The organism is Janthinobacterium aquaticum, assembly GCF_009208565.1.
Taxonomy (GTDB): domain Bacteria; phylum Pseudomonadota; class Gammaproteobacteria; order Burkholderiales; family Burkholderiaceae_D; genus Janthinobacterium.
In genome coordinates, this window is sequence record NZ_WFLK01000001.1 from 187762 (window position 1) to 200868 (window position 13107).

The following is a 13107-nucleotide window of genomic DNA, read 5'->3' on the forward strand; positions in this document are numbered from 1 at the left end:
CGCGGGCTATGTCTGTTGCTGCTGTCTGTCGCCGCGCTGGCGCAGGCGCAGAACCCGGCGCCGCTGGGCCGGCTGTTTTCCACGCCCGCGCAGCGCGCCGAACTCGACGCCCGGCGCAACGCAGCCGACCAGCCGCAGGCAATGCTGGCCGCGCCCCCTGCCCCGGCTCCGGCACCGGCTGCGCTACCGCCGCCGGTGGAACTGAACGGACTGGTACAGCGCAGCAGCGGGCGCTCGACCGTCTGGCTGAACCAGCAGGCGCAGCAGGAGCCCTATAACCGGCTGGCTCCCGAGCAGGCGCAGCAGGAGCCCTATAACCGGCTGGCTCCCGAGCAGGGCGGCACGCTGACGCTGCAATTGTCGAACGGCCAGAGCGTGCTGCTCAGGCCCGGCCAGCGCTATGATCCGCTGCGCCGGCAGGTAGTCGAAGCAGCGGGAGGCCGGCCTTGATGCGCGCGCGCCAGCAAGGCGCAGCCCTGCTGCTGCTGGTGGCGGTGCTGGGACTGGGTGTGGCATCGCTGCTGATCAACGCCTTTGGCCGCAATACGGCCGAGGCCGTGCGCCAGCAGCGCACGCTGTCGACACTGGCGCAGGCGCGCGAAGCACTGCTCGGTTTTGCCGCCAGCAACGGCCGCCTGCCGCGCCCAGCTGCCTCGGCGCTGGACGGGCGCGAACGCCTTGATGACTGCCTCGACGACGCCCAGTGCAGCGGCTTTGTGCCGTGGGTGGCGCTGGGCGTGGCCGGCAGCGACGGCTGGGGGCGGCTGCTGCGCTACAGCGTGACGCCGGAGATGACACGCGCGCCGATCGTCTCGTTCTCGGCGGTGGCCAACCGCACGGTCAGCACGCGCGGCGCCGATGGGGCGCTGCGGTTCCTGGCCGGCCAGGCGGAATGCGATGTCAGCGTGCAGTGCCTGCCGCTGGTACTGTTTTCGCAAGGCGGCGCCAACTTTGGCACGGCCGCCAGCGGCGTGCGCCAGCCCAATCTGGCGCGCGGCAACCTCGACGAAGCCCACAACGACAGCGCCAGCCGCACCTTTGTCAGCCGCCCCGCCACCGCCAACGATCAGACTGCCGGCGGTGCGTTTGACGATATGCTGGCGTGGATTACCCTGCCGACTTTGTATCAACGCATGCGCGCTGCGCGCACCTTGCCATGACTTATTTATCACGCCGCCAGCGCGGTTTTTCACTAATCGAAATCGCCATCGTGCTGGTGGTGGTGGGCCTCATGATCGGCGGCCTGGTCACGCCGCTGTCGGTGCAACTGGAGCAGCGCAAGGTGGCCGACACGCAAAAAGCGCTCGATGAAGCCAAAGAAGCGCTGACCGGCTTTGCGCTGCGCTACGGCTATCTGCCCTGCCCTGCCATCTCGGCCTTGAACGGCCTGGAAGACCGGCAGGGATCGCGCTGCCGCGGCGAAAAGCGCAGCGGCATCCTGCCGTGGACCACGCTGGGGCTGCGCAAGAGCGACAGCTGGAACAATCTGTTTCGCTACAGCGTCACGCCGGCGTTTGCCGACAGCGAACAGCTGTTTGCCCTCAGCACGCCGCGCGATATCAGCATCGTCACGCGCAACGGCGGCGCGCTGGTACAGGCAACCGGGCTGAACGATATTCCGGCCATGATCATGTCGCACGGCAAGAACGGCTACGGCGCCTTCAGCGAACAGGGCCAGCGCCAGCAAAGTGTGCAGGCCAATAACGTGGACGAGCGCAGCAATGCTGTCAGCGAGACGATCTTTATCAGCCGCCCCGCAAGCGGCCCGGCCCAGCCCGGCGGCCAATTCGATGATATCGTGACCTGGATCGTTCCTGGCATTCTGTTCAACAGGATGGTCGTGGCGCAAAGGCTGCCGCGCTGATGGCCGCGCCGCTGCTGCTGATCGCGCGCTACACCGTCAAGGAGGCGCTGCGCGGCAAGTTTTTATGGCTGTGCCTGCTGGCCGTGTGCACGGCGCTGGGCCTGTCCGCGCTGCTCGGACAACTGGCGCTCACTGAAAGCGCCGCCACCGAAGCGGCGCTGGTCGCCGCCTCGCTGCGCCTGGCCGGCGTGTTTCTGCTGATGGCCTTTGTGGTGACCAGCATGGCGCGCGAGGCGGCCGACAAGGGCCTGGAACTGGTGCTGGCCCTGCCGCTGCCGCGCGCGGCCTATCTGCTAGGCAAGCTGGCCGGCTTTGCCGCCCTGGCAGCACTGCCGGCCATCCTGTTCGGCGCCCTGACGCTGCTGTGGGCGGCACCGCTGCAAAGCCTGTTATGGAGCCTGTCGCTGCTGGCCGAACTGTGGATCGTCGCCACCTTCAGCCTGCTATGCGCTGCCAGCTTGCACAATGCACTGCCGGCGCTGGCCGCCAGCGCCGGCTTTTACCTGCTGGCGCGCGTGATCGACAGCCTGCAACTGCTGGCCCATGGTAGCCACGGTGCGGGCGGCGCTGTGCAACGGGCGCTGGCGGCCGGTATCGATATGCTGGCGCTGCTGCTGCCGCGGCTCGACCTGTTTGCCCGCAGCGACTGGCTGCTGTACGCCAGCGGCAACTGGCCGGCGCTGGCAGCGCTGGCCGCGCAAACGGCGATTTATGTGGCGCTACTGGCGGCGGCCGCACTGTGCGACTTTTACCGCCGGAGTGTGCCGTGAGTGCAGGCCTGCGTCCGCTGGCGGCCGTGCCGCGCCTGCTGTGGCTGGTGCTGGGCCTGTGCCTGCTGTTGCAAGTGCTGTGGCGGCAGGAACAGCGCAGCGCGCCGCCGCAGGCACAGGCGCTGCCGCCAGCGCCCAGCGTGGCTGGCGCGCGCCTGGCCAGCCTGGGTGAACCGCTGGCCATGGCGCGCGGCCTGCTGCTGCACCTGCAGGCGTTCGACGACCAGCCTGGCATCAGCCTGCCATGGCGCGCGCTCGATTACGAACGCCTGGCCGGCTGGCTGGAAACGGCGCAGGCGCTCGATCCGCGCAGCCAGTACGCGCTGGTGGCCGCCGGCAGCGTCTATGCCGGCGTGGCCGATCCGGCGCGTGTGCGGCGCATGCTGCGTTTTGTCGCCGACAGCTTTGCGGCCGATCCGCAACGGCGCTGGCCGGCCATGGCGCAAGCGACGCTGACTGCCCGCCACCAGCTGCATGACCTGGCGCTGGCACGCCGCTATGCGCGCGAATTGCGCCTGCATGCAAGCGGCCCGGGCGTGCCGGCCTGGGTGCGGCAGATGGATGCGTTTATCCTGGAAGACATGGACCAGCTCGATAGCGCCCGGCTGGTGCTGGGCGGCCTGATCGACAGCGGCCAGATTACCGATCCGAACGAACTGGCGTTTATGGCGCGCCGGCTCGACGCGCTGGCAGCCAAAAAGACACAGGCAGCCAGGCCGGCGCCCTGAGGCGCCGGCAATTACAGTAAACTATCACCACCGCAACTCAAGGAATATCTTATGCCGCCTCGCCCGCAACACGGTTTTACGCTGGTTGAAATTGCCATCGTGCTGGTCATTATCGGCCTGCTGCTGGGTGGCGTGCTCAAGGGCCAGGGCCTGATCGACAGCGCCAAGGTCAAGAACATTATCCAGCAAAGCAATTCGCTGACCGCTGCCGTCAACGCCTACCAGGACAAATTTCGCGCCCTGCCCGGCGACGATCTGCAGGGCACGCTGCATGTGCCCAATTCGGCCGGCAACGGCAATGGCGACGGCCAGATCGGCGACGGCCAGCCGCGCGAATTCACGCTGGCGCCGCAGCATCTGGCGCTGGGCGGCTTTATTACCGGCTCCTACAACGGCACCAGCCAGTTCATGACCAGCGCCCAGGGCGGCGCCGTGTATCTGTACAACGATGAAGTGGCGGGACGCGCCGGCAACGGCATCCGCTTCGACAACCTGCCCGAAAGCTATGCCGAGCAACTCGACAGCAAGCTCGATGACGGCGTGGCCACCACCGGCTCGATCCGTGCGACCCAGCCCTATGGCAACACCGGTTCGATTATTGCGCGCACGGCCGTGTTCTTCTGATGTCGATGATAGCTTAGGCAAAATCCTACAAAGTACTGCGCGTACTTCTGATGCCATTGCTTTACTGTGGAGCTATGATGATTTTCACCTAATCATTGTTTACAGGAGCACATCATGCCAGCCAATACTCAAGCAGCCAGCACAGCAGCCAAGCGCAAGCGCACCGAGACCGCCAATGATGCGGTCGCCCTGCTAAAAGCCGACCACGCCGAAGTCAAAGCCATGTTCGAGCAGTACGAAGGCCTGGGCAAGCGCGCCCTGAAAGCGAAAAAAACCCTGGCCACCAAAATCTGCCATGAGCTGATCAAGCACACCACGGCCGAAGAAGAAATCTTCTACCCTGCCGTGCGCGCCGACGCCGAGGACAGCGAAGACCTGGTCGATGAAGCCACGGTGGAACATGCGTCGGCCAAGGACCTGATCGCGCAAATCCTGTCCATGGAGCCGGGCGACGACCTGTACGACGCCAAAGTGACCGTGTTGTCGGAACAGATCGAGCACCACGTCAAGGAAGAAGAACAGGAAATGTTCCCGAAAGCGCGCGCCAGCGATCTGGACCTGGTGGCCATGGCAGTAGCCATTGCCGAGCGCAAGAAGCAGGTTGTGCTGCCCGGTTGAATGCGTGGACGGTGGGTCGGATTACGGCCCCTTTGGGGCCGTAATCCGACCCACGCATCAATCAAATCCGGTCCAGCACATCGAGCAAGGCGGCAAAGTCAACCGGCTTGACCAGATAGCTGTCAAATGGTGCTGCCCCGGCCTCATCACCCTGACTGGCGTAGCCGGTCACTGCCACCAGCCGTGCGCCGGCCATATGCGGCTGGTGGCGCAGCTGGCGCGCCAGTTCGCGCCCGTCCATTTTCGGCATGCCGATATCGAGCAGAAACACGTCCGGCGCGTCCGGCAAGGCCAGCGCCGCCAGCGGATCGTGCAGTTCGCGCACCTCGTGTCCCATCGAGCGGAGACAGCTGGCCAGCGTCCAGGCTGCATCGACATTATCGTCGACCACCACGATGCGCAAGGCGCGCTTGCTGCGCAGAACGCGCTGCTGCCCCGGTATGGCATGTATTTCCTCGCCGGCATGGCGCGGCAGCCAGACGGTAAACGTGGCACCTTCGTGCTCGCCCGGGCTGTCGGCGGCAACGCGTCCCCCATGCAGTTCGACCAGGCTGCGCACCAGCGCCAGCCCCAGTCCCAGGCCGCCCTGGGCGCGATCGGGCGTGCGCTCCGCCTGCACGAACAGGTCGAATATGCGCGGTAGCAGCCGCGCCGCGATGCCCACGCCGTTGTCGGCTACCGACAGCGCCAGCATGTCCCTGTCGACCGACAGCGAAATGGTGATCCGGCCGTTGGGTGGCGTATATTTGGCGGCATTGTTGAGCAGGTTGACCAGCACCTGCACCAGCCGCTTTTCATCGCCCAGCATCAGCGTGCTGTCCTGCGTCACCACGCGCTGCACCTGGTGGCCGCGCTGCGCGATCAGGGGACCGGCCTGCTCGAGCGCGGACGCCAGCACCAGCTTGAAATCGAGCGCATCTCTTTTCAGCGCCACGATGCCGCGCGTCACGCGCGAGACATCGAGCAGGTCGTCCAGCATGGCCGTCATATGACGCGCCTGGCGGCCCAGCACCTCGCTCATGCGCTTGACCCGCACCGTATCATGGCTGGCCAGGTTCAGCAGATCGGCCGCCGCGCTGATCGGCGCCAGCGGATTGCGCAGCTCGTGCGCCAGCATGGCCAGGAAATCGTCTTTCTGCTGGTTGCTCTGCGCCAGCTCGGCCTCGACCTGTTTCTGCGCACTGATATCGATGGTGATGCCGTCAAAACGGGTCGGCTGGCCGGCACGGTCGAAATAGGTGCGGCCCTTGGCACGCAGCCAGCGCTGTCGTCCGTCCGGCGCCAGCACGCGGTATTCCACATCGTAGGTTTGCCGATTATGCACGCTGGCCTCGACGGCCAGGCGCGTATGCTCACGGTCGTCAGGATGAATGTATTGGTAGAACAGCTCGCTATCGATCTCGGCGTCTTCGGCCACGAAAAAATGCTCCTTGCATTTGTCGTTCCAGTAGATTTTGTCGAGTGGCAGTGGACAATAAAATGTACCGAGTTCGCCGGCCTGCGCCGCCAGTTCCAGCCGTTCGCCGGCCTCGGCGGCGCGCGCCTCGGCAGCGCTGCGCCGCCGCTCGCCTTCCTTGACCACTTCAATCACCTGGCGCAAGTCCTCGAACGAGCGCTTGACATGGGCCGAGATATCACCGGCAGGCAAGGCCGTTTCATCCACCAGCGCCGTCATGTCATAGGCGCGGTGCACGATGGCGCGTACCTGGCCATCGCCATCGAGTACCGGCAGATTGGTCGGCAGCCAGTATTTGACGATAAAGCCGCCGTGCTGACGGTCCGGCACATCGTAGCGCTGCAGATCCATGGTGTGCATTCGCCGCGTGCGCACCACCTCTTCAAGCGATGCACGCAGACGCGCCGGGCCATCGGCAAGCTCCGACTCGGCCGGAAAAATCTCGAACATGGGCCGGCCGATAATTTCGCTGCGCGTGGTGCAGGTGGCAGCCATATACTCATCCGAGCCGTGCAGGATCACGAAGTCGGGCGAGGTGTCGAGAATGAGCAGCGCGAACGGCAGCGCCTGTACGACCAGGGCGGTATCAACAGTCATCAAAGGGGCAGCAAGAGGTGGCATGGGCAACGCTGCCATTCTAGCATCGCCCACCAACTGCCAGCGCTACGGATAACAGCGCATCAGAAACTCGGCCACGCACACCGGTTTGCTGTCGCCTTCGCGCTCGACGGTCACGGCCCAGGTCACCTGCGCACCTGCCGGCGCATCATCGACCGCCACGATATCGAGCCGCGCACGCAGCCGGCTGCCGACCGGCACCGGGGCCGGAAAACGCACCTTGTTCAGGCCATAATTGACGGCCATGCGGATACCGGCCAGGTGCAGCGCACTGCCCAACATGGCCGGCAGCAGCGACAGCGTCAGAAAGCCATGCGCTACCGTGGCGCCGAACGGCGACTCGCGTTCGCTGCGTTCGGCGTCGACATGGATCCATTGATGGTCTTCGGTGGCATCGGCAAAGGTATCGACGCGCTGCTGGGTGATATCGAACCAGCGCGACAGCGCCACATGCTGACCAGTCAGCTGCCGCAAGCCGGCCACGCCGGCGATCTCGCGCACGGCGAGCACGATGGCATCGTCGCTCATGCGCCCTCCGCCGGCAGAAAGCCTGGCTGGGCGACAAAGCGCTCCAGATGGTGCTGCGCGTCGCCCAGGGTCAGCGCAATCATTGACAGGCGCTTGAAATGGTGAGACGCGGGCAGTTCATCGGTCACGCCCATGCCGCCGTGCAGCTGCACCGCCTGCTGGCCGACAAAAGTGGCGGCCTGGCTGACGCGCGCCTTGGCGGCCGAAACGGCGCGCCGCCGCTCCTGCGCCTCTGCGCTGTCGGCCTGTGCGACAGCGAGCATCGCCATCGAACGCGCCTGCTCCAGGTGGATAAACACGTCGGCCATGCGGTGCTGCAGCGCCTGGAACTGGCCGATCGGTGCGCCGAACTGCTGGCGCGTTTTCAGATAATCGAGCGTGGCTTCGAACAGCGCCTCCATGGCGCCCACCGCTTCGGCGCACAACAAGGCAGTGGCGTAATCGGCGGCGGCGTCGAGCAGCGGCCAGCCCTGCCCCGCCTGCCCGATCAGCGCCTCGCCGCCCAGCACCACCTGCACCAGCGTGACAGTGGCGGCGCGCTGGCCGTCGATGGTGCGATAGTCGCGCAGCGTGACGCCCGGCGCGTCGGTCGGCACCAGGAACAGCGAAATGCCATCCTGGTCATACTGGCCGCCGCCGCTGCGCGCCGAGACGATCAAGGCACCGGCCTGGGCGCCATGCAGCACCACGGTTTTTTCGCCGTCGAGCACGAAGCCTTCGCCATTGGCAACAGCGGTGGTCACGATATCGTGCAAGTCGTGGCGCGCCTGGCGTTCGCCCAGTGCGCAGGCCAGGCGCAGGCTGCCCTGCGCCACCTGTTCGAGCTGCGACAAGTGACGCCCGCCCAGCGCCAGGAAACGCGCGCCCCAGATGGTGGCGAAATACGGCTCGACCAGCAGCGCGCGGCCCAGCGCCTGCATCACCGGCAGCAGGTCGGCCGCCGTACCATCGAAGCCGCCCGCCTCGCCCGGCAGCGGCAAGGCGGTCAGGCCCAGTTCGACCAGGCCGTCCCAGGCCTCGTGCGACACGCCGCTATCGGAATGCACGATGGCGCGGCGGCGCTCGAATGCATACTCCTTGTCGAGCCAGCGCCGCAGCGCGTCGGCCAGTTGCTGCTGGTCCTGATTGAGGGTGAAGTCCATGCTGTATCTCCTTACAGGCCCAGGATCATCTGCGTGATGATGTTTTTCTGGATTTCGTTCGAGCCGCCATAGATCGAGGTCTTGCGGTAATTGAAGTAATACGCGGCCAGCGGTGCGGCGAGGTCGTCGCCTGCAGCAGCGTACTGCGCATCGCCGTCGAGATAGGCGGGATCGAATGGCAAGGCCTGCGGGCCGATGGCTTCGACCATCAGTTCGGTCAACTGCTGCTGGATTTCCGAGCCGCGCACCTTGAGCATCGACGCCTGCGGCCCCGGTCCCTTGTTCTCCTCGCTGACCACGCGCAACACCGTCATTTCCAGCGCCATCAGTTCAATTTCCACGCCCGCCACTTTTGCCGCAAAGGCCGGATCGCGCAGCAGCGGCTGGCCGCGTTTTTGCTGCTGCATGGTCAGTTGCTTGAGGAACGCCAGTTCGCGCTTCGAGCGGCCCACGGCGGCAATGCCGGTGCGCTCGTGGCCCAGCAGGTATTTGGCGTAAGTCCAGCCGCGGTTTTCCTGGCCCACCAGGTTGGCCACCGGCACGCGCACATTGTCAAAGAAGACTTCATTGACCTCGTGGTCTTCGTCAAGCATGATAATCGGGCGCACCGTGACGCCGGGTGTTTTCATATCGATCAGCAGAAAGCTGATGCCTTGCTGCTTGCGCACGCTGCTGTCGGTGCGCACGAGGCAGAAGATCATGTCGGCATGCTGGGCCAGCGTGGTCCAGGTCTTCTGGCCGTTGACGATGTAATGATCGCCGTCGCGCACTGCGGTGGTTTTCAACGAGGCCAGATCGGAGCCGGCGCCCGGCTCGGAATAACCCTGGCACCACCAGTCGTCGCAATTGAGAATGCGCGGCAGATAATGGGCTTTTTGCTGCTCGCTGCCGAAGGCCATGATGACGGGCGCCACCATATTGACGCCGAACGGCAGGATCGGCGGCGTGGCGGCGCGCGCGCATTCGTCTTCCCAGATATGGCGCTGCACCGCGCTCCAGCCGGTGCCGCCGAACTCCACCGGCCAGCCCGGTGCGGCCCATCCTTGTGCGGCAACGATCTTGTGCCAGCGTACATAATCTTCGCGCGCCAGGCGCAGGTGCAGGCGCACCTTGCGCTGCAGTTCGGGCGGCAGATGGGTGTCGAGAAAAGCGCGCACGGTGTCGCGAAACACGTTTTCCTCTGCGCTGTAATGCAGGTTCATGGTCTGGTCTCCTGTTCTTGTGACGCCGCACTACCGCGCGCAGAAGGCTCAAGCGCACAAAAATAGCACGACCGTTCACGATGATTGTACTGCAGAAGTCAGCCATCCCGATTGCCTGCGCCACAAAAGACTCGCCAGGCCTGGTGTACATGCCTGGCACACAAGCTCAGGCGAGAACCGCTTCAATGCCTTTTTTCTCGACCAACTGCAGCAGCTTTGCCGCAGCGCCGCTCGGACGCTTCTCGGCAGCTGGGGACTCCCACTTCTGCACTGTAGACACGCTCACATTGAGCATGGACGCAAACACCTGCTGGCTCATTCTCGCGACCTCTGTGCGTATGGCCACCACGCGCTGGGGCGAATACTCGGGCGGCGCCTCGCACAGCATATTCATGCGCGCCATATCGATCTTCGACACCAGGCCATAGGCGCTCAGATCAGCTGCCGTTTCCAGCAACTCTTGCAGCACGCGGCTATCGGCCGTAGTTTTGTTGCTCATGGCAATCTCCACAAATTTCCGTTAATAGTCCATCCATCTTCATGGCATCAAGCTTTGCAGCTGTTGCCCCCTGCAATGCCTTGCCCACCAGTTTGGCCGCCTCTTCTTCCTTGGAAGAAAAATCCTTTCCCGGATCACTCTTTTCCCGCCCTGCAAGAAAAAAAATTGCCGAGGCATGCTGTTTCGCCACCAGCGAGCGGGCCGAGCCGCTTTTCCCTTGCCCCGGCAAGGCGATGCGTTTCTTGCAAACACCCTGACCCAGATCGGCCTCGAATTCGCCCCGCTCAATCTCGCTTGCCGCCTTGCAAAGCAATTCGTCGTTCAGCACCTTCCTGGCCCAGCGTGCAAACGTTTTTGTTTTGAATACTCTTTTCTGATTCATTGTTTGCCTCAAAAATCATAGCACAAGGTGCGATAGTTTGCACTGTAAATACACATGCAAATGCGTGGCGCATGCCTGATTGTGCCAAGGGGTTCCATAGAGCACAGGGAAGTAAATCAATATTTCGCCAGAGGCAGGCTGGCCATGAAAAGCGCTACGGACAAATCGAGCGCAAAAAAAAGCCCGCTGTGGGAGCGGGCTGAATCTAATTCCTGTGAGGAAGTAGAGGAGACGAATCAATTATGGCGCATTGCAGCAAAGCTTGCCAATTGCATGTTGTGATGAGAGAAATAGCCTGTGGCTATATCTTGTCATATTGCTGTCATCTGCTTACTTGATGCTGCGCGCAGCGTCTTCGATCAACTTGGCCACGACGTCAGGATGCGACACCATTACCACGTGTGAAGCGCCCTTCACGACCACGATATCTTTGGCCTTGGCACGCTTGGCCATGAAATCCTGCACTGCCGGCGGAATATTCTTGTCGGCCGCGCCATACACAAACCACGATGGAATGGTTTTCCAGGCCGGCGCCGTCGACGCTTCGTTCAGGGCCGCATCGGTAATCGGACGCTGGCCGACGGCCATCAGGCGGGCCTTGTCGGCTGGCACGTCAGCGGCAAACTGATCGTGGAACTTGGCCTGCTCGATATACAAGTCATTGCTGCCATTGCCCAGCGGTACAGGCTTGGACAGCGCCGCACCCAGCGTACCGCCAGGAAACTTGCCCGACAGGCCGGCAGCAGTCTCGCCCGCTTCCGGCGCAAACGCCGCCACATAGACCAGGCCCTTGACGTTGCCGGCGCCTTCGGCAGCCTCACTGATGACCGAACCGCCATAAGAATGGCCCACCAGGATCACCGAACCGGACACACTCTTGACCACGCTGGCCACCGAGGCGGCATCGCTTTTCACGCTGCGCAGGTGGTTGGCCGCGCCGATCACGGTGTAGCCGGCCTTTTCAAGACGGGCGCTGACGCCATCCCAGCTCGACGAATCGGCAAACGCACCATGCACCAGGATAATGGTCGGCTTGGCAGGGGCCGCTGCCGCCTGGCTGACTGGTACCACGCCGGCAAACAGGCTGCCAATCAGGGCGGCGATGCGAAATGGATTGTTCAGTACGTTCATGATGATCCTTGGCTAAGATGTGGGAAGAACCTGTTTTGCAGGCATACAACCATCTTAGTGGGGCGCACGGTACTGCGCGCCCATCATGCGGCATGGCAATATCCTGATCAAAAGACAAGGACGCCATTTCAACAAGCAAAAAAAAGCCCGCTAAGTTAGCGGGCTGAATCTATTTCCTGTGAGGAAGTAGAGGAGACAGAAGCATCATGCCGCATCGCAACACATAAAACCACTTTATATTGATGATATAGGTCATGCGTGAGCGTGATAATGGTGGCAATGCATGATGCCACACAGCATTATTTTATGGCAGGCGCAGGGTCCTTCAGCATGGCCTTGATGCCGCGCAGCGCCTGGCGCACCCTCGCCTCGTTCTCGATCAGTGCAAAACGCACATATTCATCGCCATATTCGCCAAAGCCGATACCGGGCGACACGCTGACACGCGCTTTTTCCAGCAGCAACTTGGCAAACTCCAGCGAACCGAGGTGGCGATAGGCTTCGGGGATATGCGCCCAGATATACATCGAGGCCTTTGGCTTTTCCACCATCCAGCCCGCTTCGTGCAAGCCTTTGACCAGCACGTCGCGGCGTTTCTGGTACTGCGCGCAAATTTCCGTTACGCAGCTCTGGTCGCCTTCCAGCGCGGCAATCGCCGCTACCTGCACCGGCGTAAAGCTGCCGTAGTCGTGATAGCTTTTGATGCGCGCCAGCGCCGCCACCAGTTCGGCGTTGCCGACCATAAAGCCGATGCGCCAGCCGGCCATGTTGTAGCTTTTCGACATGGTAAAGAACTCGACGGCGACATCGCGCGCGCCCGGCACCTGCATGATCGATGGCGCCTTCCAGCCGTCAAAGGTAATGTCGGCGTAAGCCAGGTCATGCACCACCAGGATATTGTGCTGTTTGGCCAGCGCCACCACGCGCTCGAAAAACTCCAGTTCCACGCATTGCGCGGTCGGGTTGGACGGAAAGCCCAGCACCATCATCTTGGGCTTGGGATAGCTTTCACGGATGGCCCGCTCGATCTCGGCAAAAAAGTCCACGCCAGGGCCCATGCGCACCGAACGGATATCGGCGCCGGCAATCACCGCACCCCAGATATGGATCGGATAGCTGGGGTTGGGCACCAGTACCGTGTCGCCACGGTCGAGCGTGGCCAGCATCAGGTGGGCCAGTCCCTCTTTCGAGCCGATGGTGACGATCGCTTCGCTGTCGGGATCGATCTCGACCTCGTAGCGCGCCTTGTACCAGTGCGCAATTGCGCGGCGCAGGCGGGGTATGCCCTTGGAGGCCGAATAGCCGTGCGTATCGGGCCGCTTGACGGTATCGATCAGCTTGTCGACGATATGGGATGGCGTCGCGCCATCGGGGTTGCCCATCGACATGTCGATAATATCTTCGCCACGGCGGCGCGCCGCCATTTTCAGCTCGGCAGTGATATTGAACACATAAGGGGGAAGGCGATTGATGCGCGAAAAGCTGCGCGGAGCTTGGGTTTCGGTCATGATCAGTCTTTACGTAAGCGCCCGGATCCGTCCGAGC

Annotated in this window: 15 protein-coding genes; 7 read left to right on the forward strand and 8 right to left on the reverse strand. The window is 63.3% G+C overall.

Features of this window, described 5'->3' with window-relative positions:
* The first annotated feature begins 15 nt into the window (after positions 1–15).
* From GCM43_RS00800 to GCM43_RS00830, 7 genes are all read left to right on the forward strand, one after another.
* Entirely contained in the window at positions 16–450 is a 435-nt protein-coding gene (locus GCM43_RS00800; RefSeq protein ID WP_152241615.1) for a hypothetical protein, read from the forward strand.
* The gene (locus tag GCM43_RS00805; RefSeq protein ID WP_152242001.1) at positions 450–1160 is read left to right on the forward strand and encodes a hypothetical protein; all 711 of its coding nucleotides are present in this window, start codon (positions 450–452) and stop codon (positions 1158–1160) included. The genes GCM43_RS00800 and GCM43_RS00805 overlap by 1 nt, the downstream gene beginning before the upstream one ends.
* Complete coding sequence (locus GCM43_RS00810; protein ID WP_152241616.1) at positions 1157–1864, forward strand: prepilin-type N-terminal cleavage/methylation domain-containing protein; 708 nt, start codon at positions 1157–1159, stop codon at positions 1862–1864. The genes GCM43_RS00805 and GCM43_RS00810 overlap by 4 nt, the downstream gene beginning before the upstream one ends.
* Complete coding sequence (locus GCM43_RS00815; RefSeq protein WP_152241617.1) at positions 1864–2634, forward strand: ABC transporter permease; 771 nt, start codon at positions 1864–1866, stop codon at positions 2632–2634. The genes GCM43_RS00810 and GCM43_RS00815 overlap by 1 nt, the downstream gene beginning before the upstream one ends.
* Positions 2631–3362, forward strand: coding sequence for a hypothetical protein (locus GCM43_RS00820; RefSeq protein ID WP_152241618.1), 732 nt, complete (start codon positions 2631–2633; stop codon positions 3360–3362). Before GCM43_RS00815 ends, GCM43_RS00820 begins: the two co-directional genes overlap by 4 nt.
* Positions 3363–3413: 51 nt before the next feature.
* Complete coding sequence (locus GCM43_RS00825) at positions 3414–3986, forward strand: prepilin-type N-terminal cleavage/methylation domain-containing protein (RefSeq protein ID WP_152241619.1); 573 nt, start codon at positions 3414–3416, stop codon at positions 3984–3986.
* A 114-nt stretch (positions 3987–4100) separates the two neighbouring features.
* Positions 4101–4604, forward strand: coding sequence for a hemerythrin domain-containing protein (locus tag GCM43_RS00830; protein WP_152241620.1), 504 nt, complete (start codon positions 4101–4103; stop codon positions 4602–4604).
* 61 nt (positions 4605–4665) lie between these two features.
* Here the strand turns inward: GCM43_RS00830 and GCM43_RS00835 are convergent, their stop codons facing one another.
* The 8 genes from GCM43_RS00835 to alaC form a co-directional block, all read right to left on the reverse strand.
* On the reverse strand, positions 4666–6657 hold the full coding sequence (locus GCM43_RS00835; RefSeq protein WP_193315486.1) for a hybrid sensor histidine kinase/response regulator: 1992 nt from the start codon (positions 6655–6657) through the stop codon (positions 4666–4668).
* Positions 6658–6723: 66 nt separating this feature from the next.
* Entirely contained in the window at positions 6724–7179 is a 456-nt protein-coding gene (locus GCM43_RS00840; RefSeq protein WP_413770921.1) for a MaoC family dehydratase, read from the reverse strand.
* Positions 7180–7202: 23 nt separating this feature from the next.
* Complete coding sequence (locus GCM43_RS00845; RefSeq protein ID WP_152241623.1) at positions 7203–8348, reverse strand: acyl-CoA dehydrogenase family protein; 1146 nt, start codon at positions 8346–8348, stop codon at positions 7203–7205.
* Positions 8349–8359: 11 nt separating this feature from the next.
* Positions 8360–9550 (reverse strand): acyl-CoA dehydrogenase family protein, encoded by a 1191-nt coding sequence (locus tag GCM43_RS00850; RefSeq protein WP_152241624.1) that lies wholly within the window; start codon positions 9548–9550, stop codon positions 8360–8362.
* Between the two features lie 166 nt (positions 9551–9716).
* On the reverse strand, positions 9717–10049 hold the full coding sequence (locus tag GCM43_RS00855) for a helix-turn-helix domain-containing protein (protein WP_193315487.1): 333 nt from the start codon (positions 10047–10049) through the stop codon (positions 9717–9719).
* The gene (locus GCM43_RS00860) at positions 10024–10431 is read right to left on the reverse strand and encodes a type II toxin-antitoxin system RelE/ParE family toxin (RefSeq protein ID WP_152241625.1); all 408 of its coding nucleotides are present in this window, start codon (positions 10429–10431) and stop codon (positions 10024–10026) included. The genes GCM43_RS00855 and GCM43_RS00860 overlap by 26 nt, the downstream gene beginning before the upstream one ends.
* Positions 10432–10761: 330 nt before the next feature.
* On the reverse strand, positions 10762–11562 hold the full coding sequence (locus GCM43_RS00865) for an alpha/beta fold hydrolase (protein ID WP_152241626.1): 801 nt from the start codon (positions 11560–11562) through the stop codon (positions 10762–10764).
* A gap of 299 nt (positions 11563–11861) precedes the next feature.
* Positions 11862–13070 carry an alanine transaminase gene (gene alaC, locus GCM43_RS00870; RefSeq protein WP_152241627.1) on the reverse strand — a complete coding sequence of 403 codons (1209 nt, stop codon included), beginning with the start codon at positions 13068–13070 and terminating at the stop codon, positions 11862–11864.
* Between the last annotated feature and the right edge of the window lie 37 nt (positions 13071–13107).

What these genes read in the sequence shown, in the direction of transcription:
- GCM43_RS00805 (WP_152242001.1), top strand. Translation starts at nt 450, where the DNA reads ATGCGCGCGCGCCAGCAAGGCGCAGCCCTGCTGCTGCTGGTGGCGGTG.
- GCM43_RS00810 (WP_152241616.1), top strand. Translation starts at nt 1,157, where the DNA reads ATGACTTATTTATCACGCCGCCAGCGCGGTTTTTCACTAATCGAAATC.
- GCM43_RS00815 (WP_152241617.1), top strand. Translation starts at nt 1,864, where the DNA reads ATGGCCGCGCCGCTGCTGCTGATCGCGCGCTACACCGTCAAGGAGGCG.
- GCM43_RS00825 (WP_152241619.1), top strand. Translation starts at nt 3,414, where the DNA reads ATGCCGCCTCGCCCGCAACACGGTTTTACGCTGGTTGAAATTGCCATC.
- GCM43_RS00830 (WP_152241620.1), top strand. Translation starts at nt 4,101, where the DNA reads ATGCCAGCCAATACTCAAGCAGCCAGCACAGCAGCCAAGCGCAAGCGC.
- GCM43_RS00835 (WP_193315486.1), bottom strand. Translation starts at nt 6,657, where the DNA reads ATGACTGTTGATACCGCCCTGGTCGTACAGGCGCTGCCGTTCGCGCTG.
- GCM43_RS00845 (WP_152241623.1), bottom strand. Translation starts at nt 8,348, where the DNA reads ATGGACTTCACCCTCAATCAGGACCAGCAGCAACTGGCCGACGCGCTG.
- GCM43_RS00850 (WP_152241624.1), bottom strand. Translation starts at nt 9,550, where the DNA reads ATGAACCTGCATTACAGCGCAGAGGAAAACGTGTTTCGCGACACCGTG.
- GCM43_RS00855 (WP_193315487.1), bottom strand. Translation starts at nt 10,049, where the DNA reads ATGAGCAACAAAACTACGGCCGATAGCCGCGTGCTGCAAGAGTTGCTG.
- GCM43_RS00860 (WP_152241625.1), bottom strand. Translation starts at nt 10,431, where the DNA reads ATGAATCAGAAAAGAGTATTCAAAACAAAAACGTTTGCACGCTGGGCC.
- GCM43_RS00865 (WP_152241626.1), bottom strand. Translation starts at nt 11,562, where the DNA reads ATGAACGTACTGAACAATCCATTTCGCATCGCCGCCCTGATTGGCAGC.
- alaC (WP_152241627.1), bottom strand. Translation starts at nt 13,070, where the DNA reads ATGACCGAAACCCAAGCTCCGCGCAGCTTTTCGCGCATCAATCGCCTT.